Below are 16842 nucleotides of genomic sequence, written 5' to 3' on the forward strand. Positions count from 1 at the left end.
GACATCCTGATTTCGCGTCGCGCGCGCCGCAGGCCCTTGATCCATTTCACCCAAGCTTTTTGGCACGATCCCTGCTAGGTGGAGAGAGTTACGCGAGTACCGCTCAATTTCCACTTTGGGAGACGCACGATGAACAACGACATCGCTGAAGGCAAATGGAGACAGATGCTCGGCAAGGCGAAGGCCGCATGGGGCGAACTGACGGACGACGAGCTGACCAAGGCCGAAGGCCGGGCCGACAGGCTTGCTGGTCTGATTCAGGAACGCTACGGCAAGACCCGTGAACAGGCGGAACTCGAAGTCCGCCGGTTTTTCGATAGCAACCGGGATTTCTGACAGGACCGGTGAAGGAACTACAGGCGCCGGCCCGCGCCGCTCAAGACGCAGTGCCGGCGGCTGTCGTTTTTTCACCGCCCAAGGACCGTTCGTTTAGCCCTGTCATCGAGCCCTCAAGAGCCCGCGGTGCGCGCCATCAGCGTTGGCGGCGCGCCGGGCATTCAACCCATTCATAAAATTGCGCTCGCCATGCCACACGCTCTGATTGTTGAAGACGATCCCAATAGCCTGTCCGGTCTGTCGGCAATCCTCGCCGCCGACGGCTTTTCAGTCGACACCGCGACCACGCTTGCCGAGGCCCGCGGCGCATTGACGCGCTTCATTCCCGACGTCGTGCTCGTCGACCTGAATCTGCCGGACGGCAGCGGCCTCGATCTGTTGCAGCATTTGCCCGCGCATCCGCCTGGCGGCGCGCTTCCGGTGATCGTGATGACCGGCAATGCGACCGTCGAGAGTGCGATCGAGGGCTTGCGGCACGGTATCTGGGACTATCTGCTGAAGCCGGTCAACATTCCCCGTCTGCGTAGCCTGCTCGCGCGCATTCCGCGGCCTTATGAGCTGACCGAGGAAGTCCAGGCGCTGCGCGCATCGCTGCGTCAGCTTGGACGTTTCGGTTCGATGCTCGGCCGCAGCAGCACCATTCAACACGTGTACGACACGATCGAGCGTCTCGCGCCGACCGAAGCGGCGGTGCTGATCTCCGGCGAAGCCGGCACCGGCAAGGAGATCGCCGCGCGCACGCTGCACGACATGAGCCGCCGTCGCAAAGGCCCGTTCGTCACGTTCGATTGCCGCGGCGCGGCCGCCGGTGGCCTCAATCGCTCGCTGGACAGCATGCTGTTCGGCCACGAACGCGGCGCGTTCGGCGGCGCCGAGCAGCGCGAGCCGGGCCTCTTCGAACAGGCGAGCGGCGGCACGCTGTTCATCAATGAAATCACCGAGCTGCCGCGCGCGCAGCAGGAAGCGCTGTTGCGCGCGCTCGATTCGCAGACCTTCATGCGCGTGGGCGGCACCAACCAGATCGTGACCGACTTCCGGCTGATCGCGTCGACGCGCAAGCCGCCGCGCGCGGCGGTCGCGGACGGCTCGCTGCATCAGGACCTCGCGCTGCGCCTCGAAGCCGCCGCGGTCAACCTGCCGCCGCTGCGCGAGCGCGGCGAAGATCCGGTGCTGATTGCCCAGGCAGTCGTCGACGAACTGAATGTGGAAGCGACCGCGCGCGGCACGGCCGAGGTCGCGAAGCAGGCGGGACCGAACTTCCTGCGCGAATGCCTTGCGTACGACTGGCCGGGCAACGTGCGAGAGCTGCAGGAACGCGTGCGGCGCGCGTATCAGGCATCGGGCGACGTAATCGAATCGTTGCGCGCCGACGAAGCCGGTACGGCCAATGGCCGCGATCTGAACGGCAGCCGCGTGCAGGTGACGGTCGGCACACCGCTCGCGGACGTCGAAGAAATGCTGATTCGCGCGACGCTCGACGCGGTCGGCGGCACGCGGCATCGCGCGGCGTCGTTGCTAGGAATCAGCCCGAAGACGCTGTACAACAAGTTGCAGCGCATGCGCTTGAACTGAGCGATTGCTCGACGGCGGTTCGAACAAGTCGAAGCTGATAAAAAAATGGCGCCTTGAATTGCTTCAAGGCGCCATTTCCGTTTATGCAAATGTACTGCGCACCAGCCTCTGCGCTTCGGCGTACCGTGGCTCGGCCATCAGCTTGCTCCATGTGAGCGCCTTGCCGCGCGGCCGCATACGCTTCAGCCGCCGCCGCGATTCCTTCGACGGCGTCACGCGCAGCGCGTCGAGCACCTTCTCCGCTTCGTCCGGCTGGTTGCAGATCAGCACCATGTCGCAGCCGGCCTCGAGCGCGGCTTGCGCGCCTTCGGTCAGCGTGCCGCCCTGGCGCGCGGCTTCCATCGACAGGTCGTCGCTGAAGATCGCCCCCTCGAAGCCCAGCTTGCCGCGCAGGATGTCCTGCAACCAGATGCGCGAGAAGCCGGCCGGTTTCGCATCGACCGCCGGATAGACGACGTGCGCGGGCAGCACCGCGCCCAGCGACAGACCGAGCCAGTCGTACGGCGCGACATCGTTGCCGAGGATCTCGTCCAGCGCGCGCTCGTCGACGGGCATCGCGACGTGCGAATCGGCCTGCGCGAATCCATGCCCCGGAAAGTGCTTGCCGCAGTTGCTCATGCCGGCCAACGCCAGACCATGGTTCAGGCTCTTCGCGAGCAGCGCGACCACGCGCGGATCACGATGGAACGCGCGATCGCCGATCACCTGCGAGTGCCCATAGTCGAGGTCGAGCACCGGCGTGAAGCTCATGTCGATACCGCACGCGCGCAGTTCCGCGGCGAGGATGTAGCCGACCGCGGTCGTCACCTTGGTCGCGTGCAGCACGTCCTGGTCCCACAGGGCGCCGAGCTTGCCCATCGACGGCAGCACCGTGAAGCCGTCGGTACGAAAGCGCTGCACGCGGCCGCCTTCGTGATCGACGGCGATCAGCAGATCCGGGCGAATCGCGCGGATCGCATCGGTCAGCGCAACCAGTTGCGCGCGGCTCTCGTAGTGGCGCGCGAACAGGATCACGCCGCCGGTCATCGGGTGCGCGAGACGCCTTTTGTCATCGCGGTTCAGCGTTTTGCCGACCACGTCGAGCATCACCGGTCCGGGTGTGGTTTTCATCGAATTCCGCTGGAAAAGAGTCTGACGCAAAGACAAACGCGACCGTCAGCGGCCGCGTTCAACGTTTTTATTCGGTGGCGGAGTGCGTGGACGAAGCCCGCGACGCCGACGCTGCAAACGAACCTTCCGTCTCGTTCGGCCGCTGCGTTTCGGCGATCACGAACGACACCGCGTAGTCGCGCTCGTCGCTGATCGTCACGCGCGCCGTGATGCCGCGCGCGTCGAGCCAGTCGGCCAGTTCACCGGAGGCGACCACCATCGGCTCGCCGCTCGGCCGGTTCAGCGTCTGCAACGCGCGCCAGCTCATCGGCCAGTGCATGCCGAGGCCGATTGCCTTCGAGAACGCCTCTTTCGCCGAAAAGCGGGTCGCGAGAAACGCGAGACCGCGCGCCGCCGAACGGGCCTGACGCGCGTGGTAGACGCGTAGTTCGTCGGGACCGAGCACCTTCTCGGCGAAACGGCCATTGGTGCGAGTCATCACCGCTGCGACACGGCTGACCTGAACGATGTCGGTGCCGATTCCGTAGATTGCCATGCGTGCGTCCGTCGCGAGATCGGGTTACGCGCGCGCGCCGAGACGCGCGGCGACCATGATCGCCTTCATCTCGCGCACCGCGTTGTCCCAGCCCGCGAAGATCGCGTGCGCGACGATCGCATGGCCGATGTTGAGTTCGACGATGCCGTCGATCGCCGCGATCTGCTGCACGTTCGTGTAGTGCAGCCCGTGGCCGGCGTTCACCTTGAGGCCGAGCGTCGCGCCGAAGTCGACCGCGCGCACGATGCGCTCGTATTCGCGCTGCTGTTCCGCGGGATCGTGCGCTTCCGCGTAACGGCCGGTGTGCAGTTCGATTACCGGCGCGCCGGCTTCGTGCGCGGCGCGAATCTGCGTTTCGTCGGGATCGATGAACAGCGACACGCGCGAGTTCGCATCCACGAGTTGCTTGCATGCGGCGCGCACCGCCTCGAACTGTCCGGCGACGTCGAGACCGCCTTCGGTCGTCAGCTCCGCGCGTTTTTCCGGCACGAGGCACACGTCGTGCGGCTGCACCTGGCACGCGATGTCGAGCATTTCGGCCGTCACCGCGCATTCGAGATTCATGCGCGTTTTCAGCAGCGGACGCAGCTTGTGCACGTCCGCGTCGACGATATGCCGGCGGTCTTCGCGCAGATGCAGCGTGATCGCATCGGCGCCGGCTTCTTCGGCCATCAGCGCGGCGCGGATCGGATCGGGATAGGACGTGCCACGCGCGTTGCGCAGCGTGGCGACGTGGTCGATGTTCACGCCGAGGTCGATCACGGTCGGCGAAGTCAGGAAGAAGCTCATAAGTTCTGCAGGTCGATCAGGATCTGGCGGGTAGCAAGCGGCGCGCCGCCGAGATAGGTGTTGAGCAGAAAGCGCATCAGCGTTTTGCTTTGCGCGACGGTCTGCGCTCGATGGTAATCGTCCTTTTCCATATCGAGCAAGGTTTGTCCCGATACCACCGGCCACTGTGCGGGCCATTCGTCCGATGCCTCGCGCACGCCGCGCTCGGGATCGAACACGTAGCGGCCGTCGGCGAGCACGGCCTTGCGCGCGACCGTGCGGTCGAGCGCCATCGCGTAGCCGGTCTCGCGCAACAGCACGCGTTCGAACGAGCGCAGCACCTGCACCGGCGGCTCATCGTGCGCAAGACGCGTCAGCGTGACGACGTAGTGATGGAACAACTGCGGATGCGGGTCTTCGCGCGCGCAGAAGCGCACCAGCAGTTCGTTGACATAGAAACCGCACAGCAGCGCGTCGCCGGTCAGCGGCAGCATGCCGCCGACCCATTCGGCGCCGGTCAGCGTGCGCATTTCGGATTTGCCCGACCATGCGAGCGACAGAGGCTGGAACGTTTGCAGCACGCCGCGCAGCGCGGAGTGCGGGCGCTTTGCGCCCTTCGCGACGAGCGCGAGACGACCGTGATCGCGCGACAGCACGTCGATGATCAGGCTGGTCTCGCGATACGGGTAGCTATGCAGCACGAACGCAGGCTGCTCGGTGATTCGGTATTCGGATGTGGAGGTGCGCGGCGCGCGACGCGCCGGCGTTTTGCGCGGCTCGCCGTCGTCGACGGGCGCGCTTTTCGCGCCTTTTGCCTGAGCCGACGATTTCCTCGCGCTACGCGCGGGCCGCGACGGTTCGTGCTCCGGTTGGTCCGGAGCCTCGTCTGAATTGAGCGTCATCCACGCGTCATTCGTACCCATACGCACGAAGCCCGGCTTCGTTGTCGGCCCAGCCGCTCTTCACCTTGACGAAGGTCTCGAGGTACACCGGCCCGTCGAACAGCTTCGCCATGTCGAGGCGCGCCTCGGTGCTGATCTGCTTCAGCTTCGCGCCCTTCTGGCCGATGATCATCGCCTTGTGCGTGTCGCGATCGACGAGGATCGTCGCGAAAATACGGCGCAGCCGCCCTTCTGTTTCGAACTTGTCGATCAGCACGGTGCTGGTGTACGGCAGTTCGTCGCCGGTCCAGCGGAAGACCTTCTCGCGCAGGATTTCGGCGGCAAGGAAGCGCTCGCTGCGATCGGTCAGGTCGTCCTCGCCGTAGATCGGCTCGCCTTCCGGCAGGAACGGCTTGATGGTCGCCATCAGACGTTTGATGTCGTCGGTATTTTTCGCCGACAGCGGCACGATCTCGTTGAACTCGCGCAGCGTGCTCATCTGCTGCATGAACGGGAACAGCGAGTCTTTATCCGACACGCGATCGAGCTTGTTCGCGATCAGCAGCGTCGGCACCTTCGCTGGGATCAGGTCGAGTACCTTCTGGTCATCGGGGCCGAAGCGGCCGGCTTCGATGACGAACAGGATCGCGTCGACCGAGGTCAGCGTCGACGTGACGGCGCGATTCAGCGAGCGGTTCAGCGCGCCGCTGTGCCTGGTCTGGAAACCGGGCGTGTCGACGAAGATGTACTGGGCGTCTTCGAGCGTGTTGATGCCGGTGATGCGATGACGCGTGGTCTGCGCCTTGCGCGACGTGATGCTGACTTTCTGGCCGACCAGCGCGTTCATCAGCGTGGACTTGCCAACGTTCGGGCGGCCGACGATCGCGACCATGCCGCAGCGAAAACCAGTGGGAGTGGGAGCGTTCATATTCGGACTACGGCAGGTTCAGGTCGGCGCGCGCGACGCGCACGCCGATGGCAATCAATGGCCCGCATCGGCGACGCGCGTTTGCACCGCGCCGGCGACGCCGGGTTCGTGTTCGGCAGATGCCGGGGCCGCCGAGACAACTGACGCGGGCGCGGCGGAAACGCTCGATGACGCAGTGCCCGGCGCGGCCTCGCGGTTGCGCTGACGCTCTGCGCTGCGTGCGTGGGACGGTGCGTCGGCTTTGAGGTCGGGGGTTTTGTCCGCTGCGGGTTTTTCGGCCGACTTGTCGACAGGTTTCTCGCCTGCGTGGACCGAAACCTTGTCGGTTCTCTCCGCCTTTTCGGACTTCTCGGCGCGTTCCGGCTTGTCATGGCCGCTGTACTCCACATGCGCGGCACGGATGACAGCCAGCGGCGCACCGGCGGGACCCGGCGCGGCACGCTCGGCTGCGGGTCTTTCAACGGCTGATTTTTCCACCGCAGACTTGTCGGCGTGGGCTTCCGCCGCAGCAGGCGCGCGCCCTTCGCCGCGAGCGCTCTTGCGATCCGGCGTGCGCAAATCCAGCGCGGCCTGTACGCCGGTCACGCCCGGCACGATTTCCTGTTCGGCGTTTTTCGCGGCGCGCGCGCTTTTCGAACGCTTCGGCTTCGCAACCACGGCGGGCGCCGCGGCCATGACTTCGTCGAGCGCCTTCTTTGCGGCCGCCTGCTCCGCCGCGCGACGGCTCGCACCCGAGCCGGACACCTTGACGTCGAGCTTTGGCACCGTGCATTCGACTTCGAATTGCTGATTGTGCGCCGCACCATGGGTAGCGACGACCGTATATGTAGGTAACGCAATCTTGTGACCCTGCAGATACTCCTGCAGCAGCGTCTTTGCGTCCTTGCCGAGCGTACGGGGGTCGATGTGGTCGAGGATCGGCACGTAAAGGCGCTTGATGACCGTCTGGGCGGCGTCGAAGCCACCGTCGAGAAATATCGCACCGAGCACCGCCTCGAGCGTATCCGCGAGGATCGACGGCCGGCGGAAGCCGCCGCTGCGCAACTCGCCCTCGCCTAGGCGCAGGCCTTCGGAGATATTGAGTGCCTGAGCAATCTCGTAGAGGGACTGCTGTTTGACGAGATTGGCGCGCACGCGCGACAGGTCGCCTTCGTCGAGCTTGCCGAAACGTTGGAACAAAAGCGCAGCCACCGCGCAATTCAGAACGGAGTCGCCGAGAAATTCGAGCCGTTCGTTATGCGTGGAGCTGTGACTGCGGTGTGTTAAAGCCTGGCGCAGCAATTCCGCATTGCGAAATTCGTAGCGCAAACGGCTTTCCAACGGAGATAGAGGCATGGGCAGAGTATAACGCGGGCGCCTGACCCGGCGGAAACGCGGGGCGCCAGAGGAAAAAGCGTGGTGAAGCGACGTTACCGCGAGTTCTTAAAGTGGCGTGACAACACGCCGCGACCGAGATAACCGGTGCCGGTTAATCGCGCGGCGTGTGATCGCTCATGAGGTGATCACGACGCGATCGATGCGCACGACTCACTGGAAGGAGCCGATGCGTCGCAGATCGCTGAAGTTCATCCAGATGAAAAATGCGCGGCCGACGATATTGCGTTCAGGCGCAAAACCCCAGTACCGGCTGTCCGCGCTGTTGTCGCGGTTATCGCCCATCATGAAGAAATTGCCCGGCGGCACTTTGCAGATCACGCCACGCGCGTTGTACTGACAGTTGTCGCGATACGGAAAATCTTCCGCACCAACGATGAACGGCGGCACCGCCGGATTATTCAGAATCGCGTTCTTGCGGCCGTCGATATCTTCCTGGAACTGCTTCGCATAGCCGAGTCGCTCTTCGTCGAGATAATCGGGCAGCGGCGTTTCTGGCACCGGCTTGCCGTTGACGGTCAACTTCTTGTCCTGATACTCGACCACATCGCCCGGCAGACCAATCACGCGCTTGATGTAGTCGACCGATTCGTCTTTCGGATAACGGAACACCACCACGTCACCGCGCTGGACCGGACGGCCCTGCGTGATCCTCGTGTTGGTGATCGGCAAACGAAGACCGTATTCGAATTTATTAACGAGGATGAAGTCGCCCACCAGCAGCGTCGGCACCATCGAGCCCGATGGGATCTTGAACGGCTCGACTACGAACGAGCGCACGACGAACACCACCAGAATCACCGGAAAGAAGCTCGCCGTATATTCGAGCCACCACGGCTGACGCAGTTTGTCGTCGCGCAAACGCGCGCGCGTTTGCGCGGCGTTTTCATCGGCGAAACGCTCGCCGATGCGTGCCTGCTGACGATCGAATTCGGCGACTGCGGCTTCCGCCTCGCGGCGCCGTTTCGGCAGGAAAACCAGTTTGTCCGCGACCCATGCGACACCCGTCAAAACGACGAGCACAAAAAGAATCAGCGCGAAATTCATAGGGTTCCGTTATTCAACTTATTTGTCTTCGACACGCAGAATAGCGAGGAAAGCCTCTTGCGGGATTTCAACCGAACCCACCTGCTTCATTCGCTTCTTGCCTGCCTTCTGCTTTTCAAGCAGCTTTTTCTTACGCGTAATATCACCGCCGTAGCATTTTGCCAGCACGTTCTTACGCAACGCTTTAATGTTTTCGCGCGCGATAATGTTCGAACCGATCGTGGCTTGAACCGCTACGTCGTACATCTGACGCGGAATCAGCTCGCGCATTTTCGCTGCCACTTCGCGGCCGCGATACTGGCTTTGCGAACGATGCACGATCACCGACAGCGCATCGACCTTGTCGCCGTTGATCAGCATGTCGACCTTCACGACGTCCGACGCGCGGTATTCCTTGAACTCGTAATCCATCGACGCGTAACCGCGCGAAATCGACTTCAGACGGTCGAAGAAATCGAGCACGACTTCGCCCATCGGGATTTCGTACGTCAGCTGGACCTGACGGCCGTGATACTGCATGTTGATCTGGTTGCCGCGCTTCTGCGTACACAGCGTGATCACCGCGCCGACGTAGTCTTGCGGCATGTACAGGTTCACGGTGACGATCGGTTCGCGCACTTCCTCGATCTTCGATGGCTCCGGCATCTTGGCCGGATTCTCGACCATCAGGGTCGTGCCGTCGCGCTGCAGGACTTCGTAGACCACGGTCGGGGCCGTCGTGATCAGGTCCATGTCGAACTCGCGTTCGAGACGTTCCTGCACGATTTCCATGTGCAACAAACCGAGGAAGCCGCAGCGGAACCCGAAACCGAGCGCCTGCGACACTTCCGGCTCGTACTGCAGCGACGCGTCGTTCAGCTTCAGCTTTTCGAGCGAGTCGCGCAGCGCATCGTACTGGTTCGCTTCGACCGGATAGAGACCCGCGAACACCTGCGGCTTCACTTCCTTGAAGCCCGGCAGCGGCTCGGCCGCCGGCTGGTTCACCAGCGTCACCGTGTCGCCGACCTTCGCCGCCGCGAGTTCCTTGATGCCGGCGATGATGAAGCCCACCTGCCCCGCCGACAGCGATTCGAGATTCTTCGACTTCGGCGTGAACACGCCGATATGTTCCACCGGATACTGCGCGCCGGTTGCCATCAGGCGGATCTTGTCCTTCGGACGCAGCGTGCCGTTGACGATGCGCACGAGCATCACGACGCCGACGTAGTTGTCGAACCACGAGTCGATGATCAGCGCCTGCAGCGGCGCTTCCGGATCGCCCTTCGGCGGCGGCACTTTCGCGATCAGCGCTTCGAGCACGTCTTCGACGCCGAGGCCGGTTTTCGCGCTGCAATGTGTCGCGTCGGTCGCGTCGATGCCGATCACGTCCTCGATCTCGGCGATCGCGTTTTCGGGGTTCGCCGCGGGCAGATCGATCTTGTTCAACACCGGCACAACTTCGACGCCGAGTTCGATAGCCGTGTAGCAGTTGGCGACGGTTTGCGCCTCCACGCCCTGGCTCGCGTCGACGACGAGCAGCGCGCCTTCGCACGCGGACAGCGAGCGGCTGACTTCGTACGAGAAGTCGACGTGCCCCGGGGTGTCGATCATGTTCAGGTTGTAGACGCGGCCGTCGCGCGCGCGATACGACAATGCGGCGGTTTGCGCCTTGATGGTAATGCCGCGCTCGCGCTCGAGATCCATAGAGTCGAGCACCTGAGCTTCCATCTCGCGGTCGGACAGACCGCCACAAATCTGGATGATGCGATCGGCGAGCGTCGACTTGCCATGGTCGATGTGCGCAATGATCGAGAAGTTACGAATATGATCCATTCAGTGCCGATCAAGCGAAAAGGCGCGCCCGGACAATAGCGGAGCACGCCTTGTAAGTAGGTGAAAAACCTATCTATTTTAGCCGAAAAGCCCCTCGGCCGGCGCATCTTGCATAGCGCGGGCCTCAAGACGGCGTAGAGGGTGCGAGAAATTTACCGTGCGCGTCGCAGCAAGTCGCGGCAGACACGCGCGTGGATCGCGGGAATCACCATGCCGCGCGGATGCAAATCATGATGCCGCCGCGACACGCGACGCATGCGCGGCCAATGCTGTGCGCACTCGTGCTTCGTCGAGATGGTAGTGGCACAACTCGACTCCATCGCAAACCAGCACCGGCACCAATTCGTTGTAACGCGCTTCGAGCAACGGGTCGCTGTCGACGTCGATCACTGCCAGCTGCGCTCCGAACTCGGCCAGCAACGGCTCGAGCGCGGCGCGCATGTCCTCGCACAGATGGCACCACGTGCGCCCGAAGAGCGTGAGCGATGCCGTCTTCATCATTTCTGCGGGCTGCGCGGACGGATCGGCACAAACTGTGTGTTGTCGCCGCGACGAACCAGCAGCGCGATCATCTTCTGCGAATCGAGGTGTGAGGTCAGCTCGTCGAACTGTTTCGCGCTCGTCACATCGGTATCGCCAACCCGCAGGATGATGTCGCCCTTTTGGAGCCCGAGACGGGCTGCCGGACCGTCGACCGCGTCGATCTGCACGCCGTTCGGAATCTTCAGCGCTTTCTGCTGATCGGCGGGAATGTCGCTGACCGCGATGCCAAGCGCGTTGGTCGCGCGCTGCTTCGGTGCCTGAGGTTTCTTCTGATCCGCCTTCGCGACCTTGTCCGGCTGCATTTCTGCGATCGTGATCGGCAGTTCGCGCGTCTGACCCTTGCGCCAGACCGAGATCGACGTCTTCGTGCCCGGCTTCGTATCGCCGACCATGCGCGGCAGGTCCGTCGCGGTGTCGACCGAATGACCGTTGAACTTCAGGATGATGTCGCCCGGCTGCACGCCGGCCTTGTCGGCCGGGCCGCCCGGCTCGACGCTGCTGACGAGCGCGCCCTGCGCCTTCGGCAAACCGAGCGAATCGGCGACGTCCTTCGTCACTTCACCGATCGCCACCGCGATGCGGCCGCGCACCACCTTGCCCGAACTTTTCAGCTGATCGGCCACGCGCATCGCTTCATCGATCGGAATCGCGAACGAAATGCCCATGAAACCGCCGGTGCGGCTATAAATCTGCGAATTGATGCCGATCACTTCGCCCTGCATGTTGATCAGCGGACCGCCCGAGTTGCCCGGATTGACGGCGACGTCGGTCTGGATGAACGGCAGATAGTCGCCGGTGTCGCGTCCCTTTGCGCTAACGATACCGGCCGTCACCGTGTTTTCGAGACCGAACGGCGAACCGATCGCGACGACCCATTCGCCGACGCGCACTTTGTTCGAATCGCCGATCGTGATGGTCGGCAGATTCGACGCGTTGATCTTCACGACCGCGACGTCGGTACGGTCGTCGACCCCGATCAGCTTCGCCTTGAATTCGCGCTTGTCGGTCAGCGTCACGTAGATCGTATCCGCGTCGTCGACGACGTGCGCGTTGGTCATCACGTAGCCGTCCGCCGACAGAATGAAGCCCGAGCCTACCCCGCTGTTCTGTTCGGGGTCGGTGTTGTCCTGTGAATCCGGGCTGCCGCCGCTGCCGCCGCCCCCTCCACCGCCACCGCCGTTATCACCACCGCGCGGTGATTGCGGTGACTGCGGCAACGGAATTCCGAAGAAGCGCCGGAAGAACTCCGACATATCGCCGTCGTCCATACCCGGCGGCAGGCCGCCGCGGGAACTGCTGTTCGACACGCGCGTTGTCGTGCGAATGTTGACGACCGCCGGGCCGACCTTGTCGACGAGGTCAGTGAAGTCGGGCAGATTGGCAGCGGGAGCCGCCGATGCCATATGCGGCACAAGCGGCAAACACGCCGCCACCACTACGGCCGCGAGGAATTTGCGCACCGAGAAAGTCGTCATATCGTAGCAAGCCGAGGGATTTCAGGATTCGGAAGGGTTACTTAGGAGCTTTGTATTCTATGGCAGACGCGAATTGCTGCAATGTGGTTTGGGGCACTTCACCGAGCAGGGTAATCCAGAAGTCACCCTGACGCTTGACCAGCACGTGCGTCGCGCCGCTATCGCCCGTGCCCTCTTTGCGCGTGTTGTTTTCGACCGGCTCGACGAAGACTGAAATCGCCGCGAGGCCGTCGGAAAAGACGGCCTGGTCGACCGGAATTGGCGGCTGCCCCGCTTCGCGCGACGCCATCGGACGGCGCAACTGGCGGATGATATGGAAGCCCCGCACCGACGGATTGATTTGCCAACCCTGCGCGGCCATGTCGACCGGCTCGACTGGCGGACGCACGACTGTCCAGCCCGTGAGATTGCGGATGCCGTTGACGATGCCCGCCTTGTCGACCGGCACGCCGATGCGGACCTGGGAAAACGACAGTTGCTCGAGCACCTGGCCGGTCGGATCGAGCGTCTGCGCGCGCAGCAGCAGACCGGTCTTTTTGTCGGCCCATAGCTTGTACGCGAACCGGTACGCGTCTTTCGGATCGAGTTCCATCACGAGACTGTCGACGCCCGCGACGCGGTCATCGCCCAGCATCTTCGGTTCGTAGACGGACAGCACCTGCTCGCCGTTCACGGACAGCAGCGCGGGGAATGAGTCCTTGTTCTGCCGCTTTTCGAAGACCACGATGCGCCGTTCCGGCAGGAACGTGTACATGTCGTCGTTGTGGCGCAGCATTTTGCGTGGCTTGCCGTCGAGGCTTTCAAGCTGCTCGAACTCGCCGTCCGCGTGCGTGGAGTAATGCGCGATGCGCGACGTTTGCACGAAATTGCCGCGCTGATAGACGAAGGCGCCCTCATAGTTCTGCTGCTGGGCGGCCTGATGGATGCGGTCGAGCAGTTCCGCGGCCGTGCGACGGGCGACGACCGGATCGTCTTGAGCGAAGACCCGCGGTGTAGCGGACAACAACACGGCTGCGCAGAACAGAAATGCTGGCAACCGCCCCCAGATAGTCGTTTTATTGAACCGCGGAGTCTGCATCAAACTATTGGCCCTGCGTGGAAACTGAGGCAGCGCGAATCACCGGCATCGAGCCTGCCATCGCCGGTTGTTGCGCGAACTGCTGATGAGCTTCGAGGTATTGATCGAGGCTCGCGTCGCGAATGATGTTGGAGTCTTGTGCGGGCACCGAGCCCATGGCCACACGCTGCACCGGGTCGCCGTGCGATTGGAGCGATGCGAGCTGGGCACCCGGACCACCCGGCACGCCCTGCAACTGCGGCACGACGATCCAGGTCAGCGTAGCGGCCGCGGCGGCGACGGCAAAAGCCGGCACGACTCGCCGGCGCAACCCGAGCAGGCGGCGCGTGACCGATGCGGCCGCGGCGGCTGGCGCCAGCACATGCGGCTCGCTTTCGAGGCGCGCGGCAAAACCGCTCAGAAAGGCGCTGCTCCGTGCGGGGCTGACTGCCAGATCGTCGGAACGTAGCGCGTCGCCGATCAGGTGATAGCTCGACCAGGCGGCGCGATCATCGCCGTCTAGTTCCGCAAGAAACTTGTCCAGATTCAGATGCTCTTCGCCGAACAATTCACCGTCGACAAAGGCGGACAGACGCTCGCCGTGCGAACCCGCTTGCGATTGCATCGAGACCGACCCCATGATGCTCCCCATTCTTCCAAATACCCCATAGTGACACCACTAATCCAGATATTGCACCGCTGCCCCGCCAAGCCGGCTGGATGTTCAGAAACGTCTACCAGCGCTTGCCTTCGGGTGTGTCAAGCAACGGCCGCAATTTTGCCGCAATGGCTTCGCGAGCGCGGAAAATTCGTGATCTGACTGTGCCAATTGGGCAACCCATCATCTCAGCGATTTCCTCGTAACTCAAACCCTCAATTTCTCGAAGAGTAATGGCGGTGCGCAATTCTTCCGGTAAAACCGCCATCGCAGCATTGACCGTCTCGGCGATCTGCTTGCTCATCAACATCGACTCAGGCGTGTTGATATCCCTTAGTTGGTCGGCGTCGGAGAAAGTTTCAGCTTCTTCAGCATCCGCTTCGGTCGAGGTCGGTGCACGCCGGCCCTGGGTGGCAAGGTAGTTCTTCGCGGTGTTGACCGCAATCCGGTACAACCACGTATAAAACGCCGACTCGCCGCGGAACTGCGGCAACGCGCGATACGCCTTGATAAATGCGTCCTGCGCGACGTCTTCTACCTCCGCGGGGTCCCGCACGAGACGCGAGATCAGCCGGAGAATCTTGCGGTGGTATTTGGAGACCAGAAGCTCGAACGCGGCCTTGTCGCCCTTCTGGACGCGCTCGACCAGCACCTGATCAATTTCTTTTTCGCTCACCTGATAAATCCGTTAACTATAGGGCGCATGGCGGGGGACCATTGTAGCGTCCCCCTCGTGAGGGCACGTTACTACGGTAACAGCGGTTACAGTCGTTACAGTCAGGCGCCGGCCGCACGCCGGCCCAGCACGGAAAGTTCGCGAAAGATATTGGGCGGCAGCGCGTCGGCGGCGAGCAGCAGGGAGCGGGCGTGGCCCGGCGGCGCACGCAACAGGCCTCGCCTTCGATCACCCTCGGGCTCGAGCGCGAGCACCAGCAAACGGCTGCTCCACTGCGCGCAACCGACGACGCGACCTCGCGCGAGTAATTCACCCGCGTGGTTCCAGGCGGAAATCTCGCCCATCGCGATATGTAGCGCGGCGGGCTGTGCCGCGTCATGCCTCGCCGCGCACAGTGCAAGCAGCGCTGCGACGGCGAGCGTCAACGGAGCGGCCTGCCACGCGCCAAGGCGCGGCGCGAGGCAGGTATAAACAGCTAACGTCGCAATCAGCACGAACGCCCCGGCCGCGGCACGCATTGCAACAGAGCGACGCAACGCAATCCGCTGCGTCGCCCTGCCCAACGTTGCCGGTGCGGGGGAAAGCGCCGGCGAAGCCGGCGTCGTGAACTGATGCGTCACCCGTGATCAGGCGCGCTTGAACACCAGCGTGCCGTTCGTGCCGCCGAACCCGAACGAGTTCTTCAGCGCGACGTCGATCTTCATGTCCCGCGCGGTGTTCGCGCAGTAATCCAGATCGCAGGCCGGGTCCTGGTTGAAGATGTTGATGGTCGGAGGCGAAACCTGATGATGCACGGCGAGCACCGTGAACACCGACTCCAGACCGCCGGCGCCGCCCAGCAGGTGACCCGTCATCGACTTGGTCGAATTGACGACCATGTCCTTCGCGTGGTCGCCAAACGCCCGCTTGATGCCGGTCGTTTCCGCCAGATCGCCGAGCGGCGTGGACGTGCCGTGCGCGTTCAGGTAGTTAACCTGATCTACGTTGATGCCCGCGTTCTTCAGCGCTGCGAGCATGCAGCGGCGTGCGCCGTCGCCGTCTTCGAGCGGCGCGGTCATGTGATACGCGTCGCCGCTCATGCCGTAGCCGCCGATTTCCGCGTAGAGCTTCGCGCCACGCGCCTTCGCGTGCTCGTATTCTTCGAGCACCATCACGCCCGCGCCTTCGCCGAGCACGAAGCCGTCGCGGTCTTTGTCCCACGGACGGCTAGCGGTTGCCGGATCGTCGTTGCGTTGCGACAGCGCACGAGCCGCCGCAAAACCGCCGATACCGAGCGGAGACACGGTCGATTCCGCGCCACCGGCAATCATCACGTCGGCGTCGCCGTATTCGATCAGGCGCGAAGCTTCGCCGATGCAGTGCAGACCGGTCGTGCACGCGGTGACGATCGACAGATTCGGACCCTTGATGCCGAACTTGATCGACAGGTGGCCGGAGATCATGTTGATGATCGAAGCCGGCACGAAGAACGGCGAAATGCGACGCGGGCCGCGATTGAGCAATTCGGTTTGGGTGATTTCGATCATCGGCAGACCGCCGATGCCCGAACCGACCACCACGCCAATGCGCTCCGAATTCTCGTCGGTGACTTCGAGGCCGCTGTCCTGCATCGCCTGGATGCCCGCGGCCACGCCGTAGTGGATGAACGTATCCATGTGGCGCGCTTCCTTACCGGGGATGTAGTCCTCGATATTGAAGCCCTTCACCTCGCCGGCGAAACGAGTCGAGAAGTTCGACGCATCGAACTTCGTGATATTGGCAATCCCAGACTTGCCGGCGACCAGATTGGCCCAGCCATCGGCAACATTATTGCCAACAGGCGAAATCAGCCCCAGGCCTGTAACAACAACACGACGGCGGCTCACGGTAACCCCTTTTTCATAGATGACAAAAAGCAAAAGCCACAGCGGCCACAGGAATCGCCCTGTGTGCCCTGTGGCTGTTTAAGTCGGCAATCGCGCGGAAAGTTGCGCTGTCAACATCGCTGGCTCCTGCGTGGCAAGCGGCGCGGCGTGTGGTGTGCCGATGGACACGCCCCATAGCGCCGACCCTGCTGGCGCCGGCAAGCGG

At 63.2% G+C, this 16842-nt stretch carries 17 protein-coding genes; 2 read left to right on the top strand and 15 right to left on the bottom strand.

Annotation, left to right across the window (positions count from 1 at the left end):
• Nucleotides 1-129 precede the first annotated feature (129 nt).
• Together GCT19_RS28375 and GCT19_RS28380 are read left to right on the top strand one after the other, a co-directional pair.
• The gene (locus GCT19_RS28375; protein ID WP_018433430.1) at nt 130-336 is read left to right on the top strand and encodes a CsbD family protein; all 207 of its coding nucleotides are present in this window, start codon (nt 130-132) and stop codon (nt 334-336) included.
• A 189-nt stretch (nt 337-525) separates the two neighbouring features.
• Nucleotides 526-1908: a sigma-54-dependent transcriptional regulator gene (locus GCT19_RS28380; protein WP_041734674.1), complete on the top strand. Its 1383-nt coding sequence runs from the start codon at nt 526-528 to the stop codon at nt 1906-1908.
• Between the two features lie 81 nt (nt 1909-1989).
• Here GCT19_RS28380 and nagZ read toward each other — a convergent pair whose 3' ends face one another.
• The 15 genes from nagZ to fabF all read right to left on the bottom strand — a co-directional run bounded on the left by nagZ (nt 1990) and on the right by fabF (nt 16637).
• Nucleotides 1990-3018, bottom strand: a complete 1029-nt coding sequence (gene nagZ / locus GCT19_RS28385) for a beta-N-acetylhexosaminidase (protein ID WP_152853777.1) — start codon at nt 3016-3018, stop codon at nt 1990-1992.
• A gap of 67 nt (nt 3019-3085) precedes the next feature.
• A complete protein-coding gene (gene acpS / locus GCT19_RS28390; RefSeq protein ID WP_018433427.1) occupies nt 3086-3553 on the bottom strand; it encodes a holo-ACP synthase in 468 nt (155 codons plus the stop codon).
• 24 nt (nt 3554-3577) lie between these two features.
• Entirely contained in the window at nt 3578-4342 is a 765-nt protein-coding gene (gene pdxJ, locus GCT19_RS28395; protein ID WP_152853778.1) for a pyridoxine 5'-phosphate synthase, read from the bottom strand.
• Nucleotides 4339-5244, bottom strand: a complete 906-nt coding sequence (gene recO, locus GCT19_RS28400) for a DNA repair protein RecO (RefSeq protein WP_152853779.1) — start codon at nt 5242-5244, stop codon at nt 4339-4341. The genes pdxJ and recO overlap by 4 nt, the downstream gene beginning before the upstream one ends.
• The gene (era, locus tag GCT19_RS28405; RefSeq protein ID WP_026228279.1) at nt 5231-6130 is read right to left on the bottom strand and encodes a GTPase Era; all 900 of its coding nucleotides are present in this window, start codon (nt 6128-6130) and stop codon (nt 5231-5233) included. The genes recO and era overlap by 14 nt, the downstream gene beginning before the upstream one ends.
• 54 nt (nt 6131-6184) lie before the next feature.
• Nucleotides 6185-7465: a ribonuclease III gene (gene rnc / locus GCT19_RS28410; protein ID WP_152853780.1), complete on the bottom strand. Its 1281-nt coding sequence runs from the start codon at nt 7463-7465 to the stop codon at nt 6185-6187.
• A 192-nt stretch (nt 7466-7657) separates the two neighbouring features.
• Entirely contained in the window at nt 7658-8551 is an 894-nt protein-coding gene (lepB, locus tag GCT19_RS28415) for a signal peptidase I (protein WP_013090047.1), read from the bottom strand.
• A gap of 18 nt (nt 8552-8569) precedes the next feature.
• A complete protein-coding gene (lepA, locus tag GCT19_RS28420) occupies nt 8570-10363 on the bottom strand; it encodes a translation elongation factor 4 (RefSeq protein ID WP_013090048.1) in 1794 nt (597 codons plus the stop codon).
• 228 nt (nt 10364-10591) lie between these two features.
• Nucleotides 10592-10864: a glutaredoxin family protein gene (locus GCT19_RS28425; RefSeq protein WP_152853781.1), complete on the bottom strand. Its 273-nt coding sequence runs from the start codon at nt 10862-10864 to the stop codon at nt 10592-10594.
• On the bottom strand, nt 10861-12381 hold the full coding sequence (locus GCT19_RS28430) for a DegQ family serine endoprotease (protein WP_018433422.1): 1521 nt from the start codon (nt 12379-12381) through the stop codon (nt 10861-10863). Before GCT19_RS28430 ends, GCT19_RS28425 begins: the two co-directional genes overlap by 4 nt.
• A gap of 37 nt (nt 12382-12418) precedes the next feature.
• Nucleotides 12419-13459 carry a MucB/RseB C-terminal domain-containing protein gene (locus tag GCT19_RS28435; RefSeq protein ID WP_152853782.1) on the bottom strand — a complete coding sequence of 347 codons (1041 nt, stop codon included), beginning with the start codon at nt 13457-13459 and terminating at the stop codon, nt 12419-12421.
• Nucleotides 13460-13463: 4 nt separating this feature from the next.
• Nucleotides 13464-14078: a sigma-E factor negative regulatory protein gene (locus GCT19_RS28440; protein WP_152853783.1), complete on the bottom strand. Its 615-nt coding sequence runs from the start codon at nt 14076-14078 to the stop codon at nt 13464-13466.
• Nucleotides 14079-14172: 94 nt separating this feature from the next.
• Nucleotides 14173-14772 carry an RNA polymerase sigma factor RpoE gene (gene rpoE / locus GCT19_RS28445; RefSeq protein WP_006051939.1) on the bottom strand — a complete coding sequence of 200 codons (600 nt, stop codon included), beginning with the start codon at nt 14770-14772 and terminating at the stop codon, nt 14173-14175.
• Nucleotides 14773-14873: 101 nt separating this feature from the next.
• Entirely contained in the window at nt 14874-15290 is a 417-nt protein-coding gene (locus tag GCT19_RS28450; protein ID WP_152853784.1) for a hypothetical protein, read from the bottom strand.
• Nucleotides 15291-15398: 108 nt separating this feature from the next.
• Nucleotides 15399-16637 carry a beta-ketoacyl-ACP synthase II gene (fabF, locus tag GCT19_RS28455; RefSeq protein ID WP_321576886.1) on the bottom strand — a complete coding sequence of 413 codons (1239 nt, stop codon included), beginning with the start codon at nt 16635-16637 and terminating at the stop codon, nt 15399-15401.
• Nucleotides 16638-16842: the final 205 nt, after the last annotated feature.

The sequence above is a fragment of the Paraburkholderia atlantica genome, assembly GCF_009362785.1.
GTDB classification, from domain to species: Bacteria; Pseudomonadota; Gammaproteobacteria; order Burkholderiales; family Burkholderiaceae; genus Paraburkholderia; species Paraburkholderia atlantica.